Origin of the sequence: Caballeronia grimmiae (genome assembly GCF_022879615.1) — a bacterium.
Classification (GTDB): Bacteria; Pseudomonadota; Gammaproteobacteria; order Burkholderiales; family Burkholderiaceae; genus Caballeronia; species Caballeronia grimmiae.
The window spans coordinates 455,509-469,823 of record NZ_CP084274.1 but is presented as its reverse complement, the minus strand read 5'-3'; the positions used below and the strand labels follow the sequence as shown (position 1 = coordinate 469,823).

Annotated in this window: 10 protein-coding genes; 4 read left to right on the top strand and 6 right to left on the bottom strand. The window is 61.4% G+C overall.

What is annotated here, in order from left to right; translation table 11 throughout:
• Positions 1-19 precede the first annotated feature (19 nt).
• Genes LDZ21_RS25500 through LDZ21_RS25490 form a run of 3 tightly spaced genes read right to left on the bottom strand, consistent with a single transcriptional unit; the run spans position 20 to position 6,981 of the window.
• The gene (locus LDZ21_RS25500; protein ID WP_244796899.1) at positions 20-928 is read right to left on the bottom strand and encodes a transglutaminase family protein; all 909 of its coding nucleotides are present in this window, start codon (positions 926-928) and stop codon (positions 20-22) included.
• Positions 925-3,507 carry a circularly permuted type 2 ATP-grasp protein gene (locus LDZ21_RS25495; protein ID WP_244796898.1) on the bottom strand — a complete coding sequence of 861 codons (2,583 nt, stop codon included), beginning with the start codon at positions 3,505-3,507 and terminating at the stop codon, positions 925-927. The genes LDZ21_RS25500 and LDZ21_RS25495 overlap by 4 nt, the downstream gene beginning before the upstream one ends.
• A gap of 42 nt (positions 3,508-3,549) precedes the next feature.
• Positions 3,550-6,981 (bottom strand): transglutaminase family protein, encoded by a 3,432-nt coding sequence (locus LDZ21_RS25490; protein ID WP_244796897.1) that lies wholly within the window; start codon positions 6,979-6,981, stop codon positions 3,550-3,552.
• 131 nt (positions 6,982-7,112) lie between these two features.
• Here LDZ21_RS25490 and LDZ21_RS25485 point away from each other — a divergent pair, with 131 nt between their 5' ends.
• Positions 7,113-8,174: a zinc-binding metallopeptidase family protein gene (locus LDZ21_RS25485; RefSeq protein ID WP_244796896.1), complete on the top strand. Its 1,062-nt coding sequence runs from the start codon at positions 7,113-7,115 to the stop codon at positions 8,172-8,174.
• An 8-nt stretch (positions 8,175-8,182) separates the two neighbouring features.
• On the opposite strand, the gene LDZ21_RS25480 is transcribed toward LDZ21_RS25485, so the two are convergent.
• Together LDZ21_RS25480 and LDZ21_RS25475 are read right to left on the bottom strand one after the other, a co-directional pair.
• Positions 8,183-9,211, bottom strand: coding sequence for an alpha-E domain-containing protein (locus tag LDZ21_RS25480; RefSeq protein ID WP_244796895.1), 1,029 nt, complete (start codon positions 9,209-9,211; stop codon positions 8,183-8,185).
• A gap of 56 nt (positions 9,212-9,267) precedes the next feature.
• Positions 9,268-10,740, bottom strand: coding sequence for a circularly permuted type 2 ATP-grasp protein (locus LDZ21_RS25475; protein WP_244796894.1), 1,473 nt, complete (start codon positions 10,738-10,740; stop codon positions 9,268-9,270).
• Positions 10,741-11,140: 400 nt separating this feature from the next.
• Between LDZ21_RS25475 and LDZ21_RS25470 the strand changes: the two genes are divergently transcribed.
• Together LDZ21_RS25470 and LDZ21_RS25465 are read left to right on the top strand one after the other, a co-directional pair.
• On the top strand, positions 11,141-11,848 hold the full coding sequence (locus LDZ21_RS25470; RefSeq protein WP_244796893.1) for a YceH family protein: 708 nt from the start codon (positions 11,141-11,143) through the stop codon (positions 11,846-11,848).
• Between the two features lie 58 nt (positions 11,849-11,906).
• Positions 11,907-13,343: an amidase gene (locus LDZ21_RS25465; protein ID WP_244796892.1), complete on the top strand. Its 1,437-nt coding sequence runs from the start codon at positions 11,907-11,909 to the stop codon at positions 13,341-13,343.
• A 31-nt stretch (positions 13,344-13,374) separates the two neighbouring features.
• Here the strand turns inward: LDZ21_RS25465 and LDZ21_RS25460 are convergent, their stop codons facing one another.
• Positions 13,375-13,728: a DUF3331 domain-containing protein gene (locus LDZ21_RS25460; RefSeq protein WP_244797303.1), complete on the bottom strand. Its 354-nt coding sequence runs from the start codon at positions 13,726-13,728 to the stop codon at positions 13,375-13,377.
• Between the two features lie 313 nt (positions 13,729-14,041).
• Between LDZ21_RS25460 and LDZ21_RS25455 the strand changes: the two genes are divergently transcribed.
• Entirely contained in the window at positions 14,042-14,311 is a 270-nt protein-coding gene (locus LDZ21_RS25455; RefSeq protein ID WP_244796891.1) for a DUF1488 family protein, read from the top strand.
• The last annotated feature ends 4 nt before the right edge of the window (positions 14,312-14,315 follow it).

The following is a 14,315-nucleotide window of genomic DNA, read 5'->3' as shown; positions in this document are numbered from 1 at the left end:
CGTCACCGGTACGAGGCGCTCACAGTGCGAGCACATTCACCGCCACATCGACATGATGCGAACCGCCGCCCAATATCATGCCGCGCAACAACGAGACGTCGCTGTAATCGCGGCCCGTTGCTAATGTCACGTGATCGAGATCGGCAAGGACATCGTTAGTGGGATCCAGGTCGATCCATCCGCTTTGCGGGCAATGCAGTGAAATCCACGCATGCGAGGCATCCGCGCCGATCAGACGTGGATGGCCCGGCGGCGGATCGTTGCGCAAATAGCCGCTGACATAGCGCGCGGGCAGGCCCAAAGCACGCAGGCATCCGATCATCACTTGCGCGAAGTCCTGACATACGCCATGTTTGAGTTCGAAGGCGCGCGTGGCCGGCGTGTCGAATGCGGTCGACAAGGGACGGTATTCGAAGTCGGCATGAATGCGATGCATGAGGTCGATAGCGCCCGCAATCAGCGGCGTGCCCTTCGTGAAGCTCGCTCCTGCATAATCGCGCAGTGCTTCGTTCATCACGATGTTGGGCGACGCATAGCAGTACTCGCTCTCCGCCACGAAAGCCGCACCCGCGCAAAAGCGCAGCCTGTGGGCGACGTCTTCCCAGGCTGGCGTCGCGTTCGGATTGAGCTTGTTCCAGCGCGGACTCAGACGCACCGTAGTTTCGCTCGTCATCGAGAGGCGTTCGTGCGGCGCATCGAGCGAGAAGTAAAGCACGTCATTGCCGAATGCATCGACACGGCTGTGCACGTACGACGGCGGCGGTTCGATGCGCTCCGTATGCGCGATCACCTGCTGCCACGGACAATGCAACGGACGAATGGTCGCCAGATGCTGCGCGATTTCGACAGGCGTCGAATAGCGATAGGTCGTGCGATGGGTGACTGCAAGCGTCGTGGATTTATCGCTGGCGTCGAGCGTCGCGTTCATGATGAAACCTGCGCAGCAAGCGGGTTTGCGTGACTGAAATAGCGCGCGCTGATCTCGCTCGACGCGGCGCTCACCGATGCGATCATCGAATTGCATAAGCGAACGAGATTGACATGGCGGCCGTCGCCGCCCGTTTCGCAAAGCGCTTCGAGTTGAGGCAACGCATTCAGTTCGCTAAGGATTCCGGAGAAAATTCCGTGCCGCCTTCCGCCCGCCGCAGCGGCTAGTTCATCGAGCTTCGCACACAGGCGTGCGTAGACGCCATAGAGTCCGCGTGGATTGGTCCGGTCCACCACGATCAGATCAATGAGCGCAGGCACTTCTATCCGCCCCGGATAAAGCGAGCGATACGTCAGCGTGCTATCGAAGAGCTGCAATAGCAGATCGAAGCCCGCAGGCAAACCGAGCGTGTTGTGCCCGGCGGCGACGCGTAGGAAGGTCGCCATCGTCGATACGCGTTCGATCATCCGCCCGATGAAGATGAGCCGCCATGCCTGATCGCGTGTCATGCGATCGCCTTGCGCGCCGCTGATCGCAAGGAGTTGCGTCGCAAGATGTTCGAGCGCGCCGGCGAGCATCACGCGGTCATAATCGGCGCCCGCTTCCGGCGATGTCAGGCCGAGACGCGCAAGCGCATCGCGGAAGTCGTTGCGCGATGCGAGGATGGTGCGCCAGTGATCGGTCGAAAGCCTGTCGCGTATCTCGCCGCATGCGCGCGTCTGATCCGCGAGATTGCCGCCGATGCTCGTCGCCGTCGCATGCTCCGCGAGCCCCGCAACGAGCATACGCTCGAACGCATGCGGCGAACTGCGTGCGTGCGTGTCGATCGACGGGATGAGTCCGCATTGCGTCGCAAGTTCGACGAGCGTGCTGAACATCGCATCGGCGTCGCTCGTATCGAGTGAACCGAGCAACAGGCGGCACAGGCGCACGTTGTTTTCCGCGCGTTCGCCATAGCGGCCTGCCCAGAAAAGATTCTCGCCGGCACGGCTCGATACGATGCGATGCTTGCGCAGATCACCGGGCTGCATCGAAGGGCGCAGCGGCGCGGCCGGTACGGCATGACTCGACAGCACCCATGTATCGACGCTGCTGCCGCCGAACTGCATGGACACCGTCGCACGTTGATCGGCTGCAAGGCGCGTGAAGCCTCCGGGCATGACGCGCCATGTCCCGTCGATATCGGCGATCGCGTAGGCGCGCAATACGCACGGACGCGCGCCGAGCGCGCCATCGTGGAAGCGCGGCGCGCACGAGAACGGCAAGTTCTCCTGCACCGTGAACCCATCGGGCGCATTCTCGATGCGCTCGCGCCATTGCGCAAGCTGCTGCACGCCCGCTTCGATGCCTGGCACGTGATTCGCCTGCGCACCCGGCCACGTCGGCACGAGCAACGCGGCATCGAGCTGTTCGAACGCTTCACGGCGGGCCGCCTCTTCGCCGCACCACCATGTTGGGACCGTCGGGAGTTCCAGGGCTTCATCCAGCAACGCATCGGCGATGCCGGGCAAGAAAGCACTGAACGCCGGCGATTCGGCGAAGCCCGCGCCCGGCACGTTCGATATTGCCACGTTGCCCGCGCGCATCACCTGCAAAAGACCGGGCACGCCGATGCTGGAATCCGCGCGCAGTTCGACCGGGTCGCAGAACGCATCGTCGAGACGGCGCAGCACGGCATGCACACGCGAGAGCCCTGCAAGCGTCTTGAGGTAGAGCCTGTCCTGACGCACCGTGAGGTCCTTGCCTTCGACGAGCGTCACGCCGAGATAGCGCGCGAGAAACACATGCTCGAAATAGGTCTCGCTGAAAGGGCCCGGACTCAGCAACGCAATGTGCGGCGCATCGTTGCGATCGGCTTCGTCGTCGCGCATCGTCGCGCGTGCCGCTTGCGCGAGCGTGGCCACGAGTTGCGAATACATCGATGCGAGGCGGCTTACGCGCATCGCACGGAAAGGCTCGGTGAAGAGGCTGGCGACGATCAGCCGGTTCTCCAGTGCATAGCCCAGTCCCGAAGGCGCTTCCGTGCGATGCGCGATGACCGTCCATGTACCCGATGGCGATCGCGCGAGATCGACCGCGACGATCTGCAGGAAGCGCCCGTTCGGCGGCAAGAAGCCCTTCACCGAACGCAGATAGCCAGGATGCCCGAACACGAGCGCACCCGGTAAAAGCCCGCGCTGAAGGAGCGTTTGAGGACCATGGACATCCGCGACGATGGCCTCCATCAGACGCGCGCGCTGCGCCACGCCGCGTTCGATAGCGGCCCATTCGTCCTCGTCGATCACGAGCGGCAGCAGATCGAGCGACCATGCTCGCGGCTCGCCGTTATCGGCATAGACGTTGTACGTGATGTCGTTGTCGCGGACCTGTTGCGCGACTGCGGCGACGTTATCGTCGAGACGCGCGATGCCCTGTTCGCCCAGCAGCTCGAAGAAGTGACGCCACGGCTCGCGCAATCGTCCCGATGCATCGCGCAATTCGTCCCAACGGCCCTCGCGAGCGGGCAACGCACGCAATAGCGTGAGCAGCTCGATGCGCGAGGCCGTCGCATCGAATGGCAGTGTCGATTGAAACGCCAAGGTCGTCTCTTCCGTGTTGTATGCGTGCGCTGTTGGCGATGTTCAAAGACGGCGCATGTCGAGTGTGAACGGAAACTCGATACTGCGTTCCAGCGGCTCCGTCTCCACGCGTCCCGGCGTATGGCCGCTCGCGAAGAAGCGTGCTCGCCGGCGGCTTTCGGCTTCATAGGCGTTGACGGGGAACGTCGCATAGTTTCGCCCGCCCGGATGCGCCACATGATACTGGCAGCCGCCGATCGAGCGGCCAGTCCATGTATCGACGATGTCGAACGTGAGCGGCGCATGGGCGTCGATTGTCGGATGCAGCGATTGCGCCTGACTCCACGCACGAAAGCGCACGCCCGCGACGTATTCGCTCACACGCCCCGTCGATTGCAGCGGCAGCCGCTCGCCGTTGACGGTCACCACATGGCGGTTATCGTTCATGCCGATGACACGGACTTCGAGCCGCTCAACGGATGAGTCGACGTAACGCACGGTGCCGCCGATCGCCCCCGTCTCGCCCAGCACATGCCACGGCTCGAGCGCATTGCGGATGCTGAGCGAGAGGCCGTTCGTATCGTATTCACCCACGAGCGGAAAACGGAATTGAAAATGCGGATTGAACCAGTTGCGCTCCAATGCGGAGCCCGCGTCGCGCAGGTCGGTCAGCACGTCGTCGAAGTCCATCTGCACGAAAGTGCTGAGCATGAAGCGGTCGTGCAATTCCGTGCCCCAGCGCGTGAGGCGCGCGGTGTACGGCGTCTGCCAGAACCGGGCAACGAGCGCGCGCAACAGCAACTGCTGCACGAGACTCATGCGCGCATGCGGCGGCATCTCGAAGCCGCGCAGTTCGAGCAGCCCGAGCCGGCCGGTCGAACCGTCCGGTGAATACAACTTGTCGATGCAGAATTCCGCGCGATGCGTGTTGCCCGTCACGTCGATCAGAATGTTGCGCAGAATGCGATCGGTGAGCCACGGCGGCACGGCCGCGCTGTCGCGCCCGCCGAGCAGGTCGATCTGTCGCTGAAGTTCCGCGAATGCGATCTCGAGCTCGTAGACCTGATCGTTGCGCGCCTCGTCGACGCGCGGCGCCTGACTCGCCGGGCCGATGAATAGACCGGAGAACAGCATCGACAGCGACGGATGGTTGTGCCAGTACGCGATGAGGCTCGCGAGCAGATCGGGGCGTCGCAGGAACGGACTGTCAGGCGGCGTGGCGCCGCCGAGCACGAAGTGATTGCCGCCGCCCGTTCCGGTGTGCCGGCCATCGAGCATGAATTTCTCGGGACTCAGATACGACTCGTGCGCTGCGTTGTAGAGAAATTCGGTGTGGTCGACGAGTTCCTGCCAGTTCGACGCCGGATGAATGTTCACTTCGATCACGCCGGGATCGGGCGTGACTTGCAGCACTTTCAGCCGTGCATCGCGCGGCGGCGGATAGCCTTCGATGATGACGGGAACCTTAAGCTCTGCCGCAGTCGCTTCGACGGCGGCGAGCAGGTCGAGGTAATCGTCGATACCGGTCAGCGGCGGCATGAAGACATGAATCAGCTTGCTCGCCCGGCCGCCCTTCTCCAACGCTTGCGCTTCAGCCTTGGGGCCAGCGGCGCGCGCGGGATCGCGTGCTTCGACGCACACCGCCGTGCGCGCGACCCATGCGGCCGATTCGCCATGCGCAGGCATGCGCTCGGTGTTCGCCGTTGTCGAATCCACTTGCATGCGGTCTTTTGAATGCGGCATGCCGGATGCCGCATTCAAATCCGCGTATTGCACGCGAAGCTCGGCAGCCCGTCGCAGCGGGACCGATGGCGCGAACGGATCGTGCTCGTGTTGCCACGGGTAGTCGCCTTCCGACACCCACGGCAACGAATCGAGGGGCAGGCGATAACCCATCGGGGAATCGCCCGGGACGAGGTACATGCGCTCGTCGCGCAGAAACCACGGGCCGCTCGTCCATCGCGCAGGCTGCGCGGCATCGGCTTCGACACGCGCAATCGGCAACGCATAGCCGATCACCGATGGCAAGCCCGCATCGAAGACGCGGCGCAGGCGCACGCGTTCCAGCTCATCGTCGAGGCGCGAGTCGAAAGGATCGACGTTGACGGGCAGCCGGCGTTCGCGCCACAGGTAATACCACGTGTCTTCATAGCCGGGCTGAATGAATTCAGAATTCAATGACAGCTTGCCGGCGAGATGCTGGATGAAACGGGCGGCGTCGTCGGATGTGTAGTTCGCCGGATGTCTTTCGTCGGCGAAAAGCGCGGGGTTGGTCCAGCATGGCTCGCCATCCGCGCGCCAGTAAAGCGACAAGGCCCAGCGCGGCAACTGCTCGCCCGGATACCACTTGCCCTGACCGATGTGCAGAAAGCCGCCATCGCCATACTGCGCGCGCAGCTTGTTCATCAGCGATACCGCGTACGCGCGCTTGGTCGGCCCGAGCGCGTCGGTGTTCCATTCGGGTGCATCGCGATCGCGTACCGAGACGTAGGTCGGCTCGCCGCCCATCGTCAGGCGTACGTCAGAGGCGTCGAGTTGCGCATCGACTTGCGCCCCCGTGCGCAGCACCGCGTCCCATTCCTCCTCGCTATAGGGTTTCGTGACGCGCGGTGTTTCGAGCACGCGTTCGATCGACATCGCATGACTGAACTCGACTTCGCACTTTTCGACGGCGCCGGACACCGGCGCTGCGCTGTCCGGTTCCGGCGTACAGGCAACGGGAATATGCCCCTCGCCCGCAAGCAGTCCCGAAGTCGGATCGAAGCCGATCCAGCCTGCGCCAGGCAGGAAGACTTCGCACCAGGCGTGCAAGTCGGTGAAATCGACTTCCGTGCCGCTCGGACCATCGAGCGACTTCGTGTCGGGCGCGAGTTGCAGCAGATAGCCCGATACAAAACGCGCCGCCAGCCCCAGATGCCGCAGCGTTTCCACGAGCAGCCATCCCGAATCGCGGCATGACCCTGCCGCGCGCGCAAGCGTCTCCTCCGGCGTCTGCACGCCCGGCTCCATCCGAATCAGATAGCGAATGTCCTGCGACAGGCGTTGATTCAGTTCGACGAGAAAGTCCACCGTAGGATGTGCCGAGGACCGGTCGATGCTCTCGATGAAAGCCGCAAAGCGCGGCGTCAACTCACGCTTGATCATGTAAGGCGCGAGGTCGTGCCTTAGATCCGGCGCGTAGCTGAAGGGAAACGTTTCCGCAGACGGTTCAAGAAAGAAATCGAATGGATTGTAGACAGCCATCTCCGCGACGAGATCGACCGTTACTTTGAATTCCCGTGTTTTCTCGGGGAAAACGAGCCGCGCCTGATAGTTCGCGAACGCATCCTGCTGCCAGTTGATGAAGTGCTCTTCCGGCTCCACGCGCAACGAATACGAAAGCACTGGCGTACGGCAATGCGGTGCGGGCCGCAAGCGCACCACTTGCGGCGAGAGGCCGACAAGGCGGTCATAGTGGTAATGCGTGACATGGTTCAACGCGACGCGAATAGACACACGCAACTCCTCGATCAGTTCTCGTTCTGTTAGCGGGCTCGGGCATCGCCGGGCGAGCGGCACGCTCCTTGCAACCATCGCGCTGGCCCACCGCGCAACATTCGGCCCGATCCCTCCTTCCGGTCCCCAACATGAAGACCTTCCATTGCAATCGATGCAATCAACTCGTGTTCTTTGAAAACACGCACTGCGAAAAATGCGGCGCACGACTCGGGCTTGTGCCTGAGTTGAGCCAGATCAGCGCCTTCGAGGAGAATGAAGACGGCCGCTGGAAAAGCCTGCATCCGCTCGCTGAAGATTCGTTCTATAAGCCCTGTCACAACTATTCCGTGGAGAACGTCTGCAACTGGGTCATTCCTGCGGACTCCGACGATACGTTGTGCTGTTCCTGTCAGTTGACGAGCACCATTCCCAATCTCACGCAGCCCAACAACCGTCTTTACTGGTATCGGCTCGAGAACGCGAAGCGTCGTCTGCTTTACACGCTCGACGAACTCGGCCTCGATGTAAAGTCGCGTCAGGAAGATCCGGAGCACGGGCTCGAATTCCAGTTCCTCGAAGCCGATGCGGAAGGCAAAGGCGTGATGACGGGCCATGACAATGGCCTCATTACGCTGAACATCGCCGAGGCCGACGACGCCCATCGCGAGAAGGTCCGCTCTTCGCTTCACGAACCGTATCGCACACTGCTCGGCCATTTCCGCCATGAAACAGGGCACTATTTCTTCGATCGCCTGATCGCGGATACGCCCCGCGTCAAGGCGTTTCGCACCGCTTTCGGCGACGAACAGCAAGACTATTCGGCGGCGCTCGACCGCCATTACAAGGAAGGTCCGCCGCCCAACTGGGCCGACAACTACATCAGCGCGTATGCAACGATGCACCCCTGGGAAGACTGGGCGGAGACGTGGGCCCATTATCTGCATATCGTCGATACGCTCGATACGGCCGTGTCCTGCGGTCTCGTGCTGGTGCCGGACAGTCCGAATGAACCGACGCTCACCGATCAAACGCCTGTCGAAGAGACAACGTTCGATAACCTCATGACTCGCTGGTTTCCGCTCACGTATGTACTGAACAGCCTGAACCGCAGTCTCGGCATGCCGGACGGTTATCCGTTCGCGCTTGCGCCGCCCGTGATCGACAAATTGCGTTTCGTGCATCGTGTCGTGGCGGCGGCGGCCAGGCGATAAGAGCACGTTCAACTCGACGAGCTTTGCGATTGTGACTGCGACTGTGTCGGCGTCGGCGAAGACGCCGGCGCTTGCGGTGTCTCTGTCGTTTCCGGTGCGATAGGCAGCAGGAACTCGCGGCTGATCTGACTTGCGAGATCATTCACTCTCGCAAGAAAGTGAACGAGATAGGCGTGCAGATCGCCTTGCAGAATCGCGCCGATGTCGCCGTTCTTTAGTTCCGCGCTCAATTGCGCGGCTAAATGTGCGGCGTCTGATTGGCGGCCTTTGGTGACTCGCGCGATCAGTTCTTCGGCTTCCGCGATGCTCGCGGCCATCGAACGCGGCCAGTCACGATAAAGAATCAGCAAGCCGGCGACGCGCTCCGGTGTGATGACATCGCGATATACCCTGCGATAAACCTCGAAGCCGGATACCGAACCGAGCACCGCTGTCCAATGGTGATAGTCGAAGGGCTGTGCGGATGTGTCGGCTCGCTGCTCCATCATCTCGAACTTGACGTCGAGGATGCGCGCCGTGTTGTCCGCACGTTCGATGAACGTGCCCAGCCGCATGAAATAGAACGCATCGTCCTTGACGAGCGTGCCGAGCTGAACGCCGCGCGACAAGTGCGAGCGGAACTTCACCCATTCGAAGAACGTATACGGCTCGCGATCTAGAATGCCATCGGCAAGCATGCGCTGACCATCGAGCCATGTCGTATTGAGCGTTTCCCACAGTTCGCTGTTTGTCGAGCTACGGACCGCACGTGCATTTTCCCGCGCGGCGCGCAGGCAACTGAGAATCGACGACGGATTCTTCATGTCGCGCGCCATGAATTCAATCACCTCCCGGCTCTTCATCCCGTGATGCGCCGCCGAGTAAGTGCCGCTCAACTCCGAGATCGACAGCATTGCGCGCCAGCCGAGTTCCGCGTATTCGTCCGATTGCGGCAAGAGCGAGAGTTGATAGTTTGCGTCGAGCATGCGCGCGGTGTTCTCGGCGCGCTCGGTATAACGCGCCATCCAGAAGAGATGATCCGCGGTGCGGCTTAGCATGGGTTTTCTCGCTTTGTGTCTTGGTGGTCCATCCGCCCTTCAGCGCCTTAGTGTTCTTAGCGTTCCAACACCCACGTGTCCTTGGTGCCCCCGCCTTGCGACGAATTGACGACGAGCGAGCCTTCTCGCAACGCAACGCGCGTCAGGCCGCCAGGAACCATCCGCACTTCGGTCCCGGACAAGACGAACGGTCGCAAGTCGATGTGGCGCGGCGCGATGCCCGTTTCGACATAAGTAGGGCAAGTGGAAAGCGCAAGCGTGGGCTGCGCGATGTACTTCTCGGGATTGGCTTCGAGCACGGCGCGGAATTCTTCAATCTGCGCCGTAGTCGACGCCGGTCCGACAAGCATTCCATAACCGCCCGCGCCGTGCGTCTCCTTGACGACCAGTTCGGGCAGATGCGCGAGCACGTACTTCAGATCATCCGGCTTGCGGCACATCCATGTGGGCACGTTGTTCAGTATCGGCTCTTCACCGAGATAAAAGCGCACCATGTCCGGGACATACGGATAAATGGATTTGTCATCCGCGATGCCCGTGCCTACCGCATTGCAAAGCGATACTTTGCCCGCGCGATAAGCGGAAATCAGTCCCGCGACGCCTAAAGCCGAGTCCGAGCGAAACACGAGTGGATCGAGAAAGTCATCGTCGATGCGGCGATAGATAACGTCCACACGCTGCGGCCCTTGCGTCGTGCGCATAAAGACGTAACCGCCATCGACGAACAGGTCTTGTCCCTCGACCAGTTCAACGCCCATCTGCTGCGCCAGGAACGCATGCTCGAAATACGCGGAGTTGTACATGCCCGGCGTCATCACCACGACATTGGGGTTGTCCGCGCCGGCAGGCGCCGCTGCGCGCAAGGTATCGAGCAACAAGTCGGGATAGTGCGCGACCGGCGCCACGCGATTGCGCGCAAAGAGATCGGGAAAGAGCCGCATCATCATCTTGCGGTTTTCCAGCATGTACGACACGCCAGACGGCACGCGCAGGTTATCTTCGAGCACGTAGAACTCGCCCTGCCCCGCACGCACGATATCGATGCCGGCGATATGCGCATAGATATCGCGCGCCACGTCGACACCCCGCATCTGCGGCCGATACTGCGCGTTGCCGACGATCTGCGCTTCGGGAATGATGCCCGCGCGGACGATGTCCTGATCGTGATAGATGTCGTGAATGAAACGATTCAGCGCATTGACGCGCTGCCTGAGACCGCGTTCGAGCGCCCTCCATTCGTCTGCGGGAAAAATGCGCGGAATGACGTCGAACGGAATGGTTCGCTCGGGGATGATGCCGGGAAGATCACTCGTGCCATAGACGGCGAATGTGATGCCGACGCGGCGGAAATTCAGGTCCGCTTCCGCTCGCTTCAAGTCGATTTGCTGCTCGCTTTGCGCGCTCAGCCAGTCCAGGAATTCGCGGTAATGCGTGCGCGGATCGCCGACACCCCGAAACGCCGATGGAGGCACGCCGCGCACCTCCAGAGTATTGCGCTCGAACATCTCGTTGAAGAATGCTTGCGTCATGGGCGGACTTCCCTATCAGTGCGGGCCGGGATCGTGATCCCTCTCTTATCTACTCAATCTGGTTGCACTCGCAATGATCGAAGAGCCTAACGGCGCGGCAAGCCTGATGCAATCATGCACCATGCCGACATGCGGTTTTCCTCAGGCAACCTCTAAGCACGATGCCGTATTGCGTCGGCTTCAATTGCGCGGGCGGCCCAGTGCCGATTCAACAGGAGCAACATCGGTGCCATGTCAGCCTTTCGGCCCGCGGTATGTCCCACTGCACCGAAACAGCGCGGCATTTGAAGCATCTGCACACCTGGCAGCGCACGTCCATGCCGCACGATGGTGCGCGTTCCAATGTTAAGCGTCGCCACGCCGGTATGATAGGGATCTGAACGCACGATCCCTGGACACGATGAATACACCTTCCGAAGCCGCACCTCGCCCCGCCTTGCGTGAATTGACGCCGCTGGAGGCGCGCGTGCTCGGCGTCCTCGTCGAAAAGCAGCAGACCGTCCCGGACACCTATCCGCTATCGCTGAATTCTCTTATCGCCGGCTGCAATCAGAAGACCGCGCGCTCACCGGTGATGAATGTCACCGAGGACGAAGTGCTGACGACCATCGACGGCCTCAAGCGCCTTTCGCTCCTGATCGAGGGCAGCAGCAGCCGCGTGCCGCGTTTCGAGCACAACATCAACCGCGTGCTTGGCGTGCCGAGTCAATCCGTTGCGTTGCTCGCGACGCTCTTTCTGCGCGGCCCGCAAACGGCCGCCGAATTGCGCGCCAACAGCGCGCGGCTGCATGGCTTCGCGGATATATCGTCTGTCGAAAGCTTTCTCGATGAACTCGCTGCGAACGATCCGCCGCGCGTCGTCAAACTGCCGCGCACTCCCGGAGAGCGGGAAAGCCGCTGGGTGCATCTTCTGTGTGGCGCAGTGAGCGTGAGCGACATGCCTGTGCGTCAGGCCGACGCCGGTGAAAGCTATGCGCCATCCGAATTCGAGGCGCTCAAGGCTGAACAGAAGCGCCTCGTGCATGAAGTCGCGGAATTACGCGCCATGGTGGAACGCATGGCGAATGAACTGGGCGTAACGTTCGAGAAGCCATCGTCGCAAGCGTGACAGCCTTCCTGAGCCCCTTATTCGACGCAGCTCAACGCGCTACCAACAGACTAACGCGATGAACGATATCGTTGCACTCGAAGCGGTCGCACTATCGAAAGCCATTCAGACGCGCGATGTATCGTGCGTCGAAGTCATGCAGGCTTATCTCGCTCACATCGAGCGCTTCAATCCGCAAGTCAATGCGATCGTCGCGATGCAGGATCGCGATGCGCTCATCGGCCAGGCAAGACAACGCGACGAACAACTCGCGCGCGGAGAGAGTCTTGGACCATTGCACGGATTTCCGCAAGCGCCGAAGGACATCTTGCCCGTCGCCGGTATGGTGACGACTAAAGGCTCCCCAATCTATGCGGGCGAGATCAGTCAGACAGACGCCATCGTGTACGAGCGCATGCGTCGCGCGGGAACGATCTTTATCGGACGCACGAATTCGCCGGAATTCGGTCTGGGCGGGCACACCTATAACCCCGTCTATGGCACAACGCGCAATGCGTTCGATCTCTCGCGCTCGGCAGGCGGAAGCAGCGGAGGCGCTGCAGTCGCCGTCGCGCTATGCATGCTGCCGTTCGCCGATGGATCGGACATGATGGGCTCGCTTCGCACGCCCGCTGCATTCAACAACGTGTTCGGCTTCCGCACGTCACCGGGATGCGTGCCGTATGCGCCAGCCGACGATGTCTTCTTCCAGCAGTTCAGCGTCGTCGGTCCGATCGCGCGCACGGTCGAAGACCTCGGCCTGTTGCTCTCGACGCAGGCGGGCTTCGACGCACGCGCACCACTCTCGCGCCGAAGCGACACCCCCGCCGCATTCGCACATTCGCTAGAACGGGATATGCACGGCGTTCGCATTGGATGGCTCGGCGATCTCAACGGCCACTTGCCGATGGAAGCGGGCCTGGCCGATACCTGCGCGTCGGCGTTGAAGCATTTCGAGGCCGTGGGTTGCATCGTCGAACCGGTTCACGTGCCTTTCGATTTCGAACGCTTGTGGCAAGCGTGGCTCGATCTGCGCAGCTTTGCGTTCGCGGGTACGAATGCGCCGCTTTACCGCGACGACGCGAAGCGGGCGCAGCTTAAGCCCGAGGCGGTATGGGAGATCGAACGCGGCTTGCGCTTGTCGGGCGAAGACGTGTCGCGCGCCGCACGCGACAGGTCCGCGTGGTATCAGACGTTGAATGCGCTCTTTACGCGCTTCGATTTTCTCGTCATGCCCGCAACGCAAGTCTTTCCGTTCGATGCAACACTCCACTGGCCCGCCAGCATAGGCGGCCGCGAAATGGATACGTATCATCGCTGGATGGAAGCGGTCGTTGCGGCGACGATGGCTTCCTTGCCCGCGTTATGCGCCCCGGCCGGCTTTGGGCCGAATGGCTTGCCGGCCGGATTGCAGATTATCGGTCCTGCTCAGATGGATCTGGCCGTCATGCAGATGGGACTGGCTTATGATCGTGCAAGCGGCTACTCGCGCGTACGGAGTACGTTACTCGATTGAGTTCAGAATAGAGACCGCCAACGGCCAGGCATCACTCCGACTCCGCGTGCGATTCCTGATCCCAAGGTGCAAGCGCAAAGGCAAGGATCATCGCTCCGCTATTGAGCGGCACACAACTGCCTACGCGTCTTGGCCGATACACAGGTTGCCCGCGCCGGATCGTCTCGCCACTCAGCACGCATACGCCCCGCTTGCGTGCAGTGCAAAGCGCCCAGACTTGCTCCGAGTAATTGAACGACGTCGGGTCGTGCCACGATAGTGCAAGTGTCGACTCGCTCAAACGCTCCACGAGCCGGATATTGACCGAACGCGCGCAATGAGCGTCATTGCGGCTGCCGTGAATATCGTTCGAGCGAACGCCACGGCTCGCTCGGTCGTCCAGCATGGCGAGGGTGCAACTCCACGGGTCCATCAGCGACGCATGCCTCATGGTTTCTCCCTGCGGCTCGGCTTCGGTGACGGTTCTTAGAGTAGTACACCTGAGCAAGTCTCGTTTCGTTTTCTTGCCCGCGTTTTGTCGAGGCCGGACTCGCGACGATTATTGATAGCGGTTTTTACGAACGATCGTTTAGTTACCAAGCAAAGGCATACGTTCAACATATGCCCGCTTGCGCACGTTGCGCGCTGCAAGAAGGATGCGCAAAAACGCTGAATTCTGACAAAATAAAATAAAGCGAACCGGACACTCCTGTCGAATCATGACAAGCAAGCTCTCGATCAATGCCACTATATCGGCGGACCGCGCTTCGGTCAGCTTCGTCGCCTTCACGCGCGAACGGGAAATCCAATGCAACATCACCCGCAAGGCACTGGAGCAGTGTTTCTGGGCGCCCGCCGGGGCCAGCGACGAGCGCCTATTAAAAGCGTTGAGCGACGGTTACGAGCGCATCAGCGCCCGCGTGCATCGGAAATTCCTGGCCCATCCGTCGAACTCGATCCACCTCGACGTCATTGATTTTTCTTCCTGAGCGC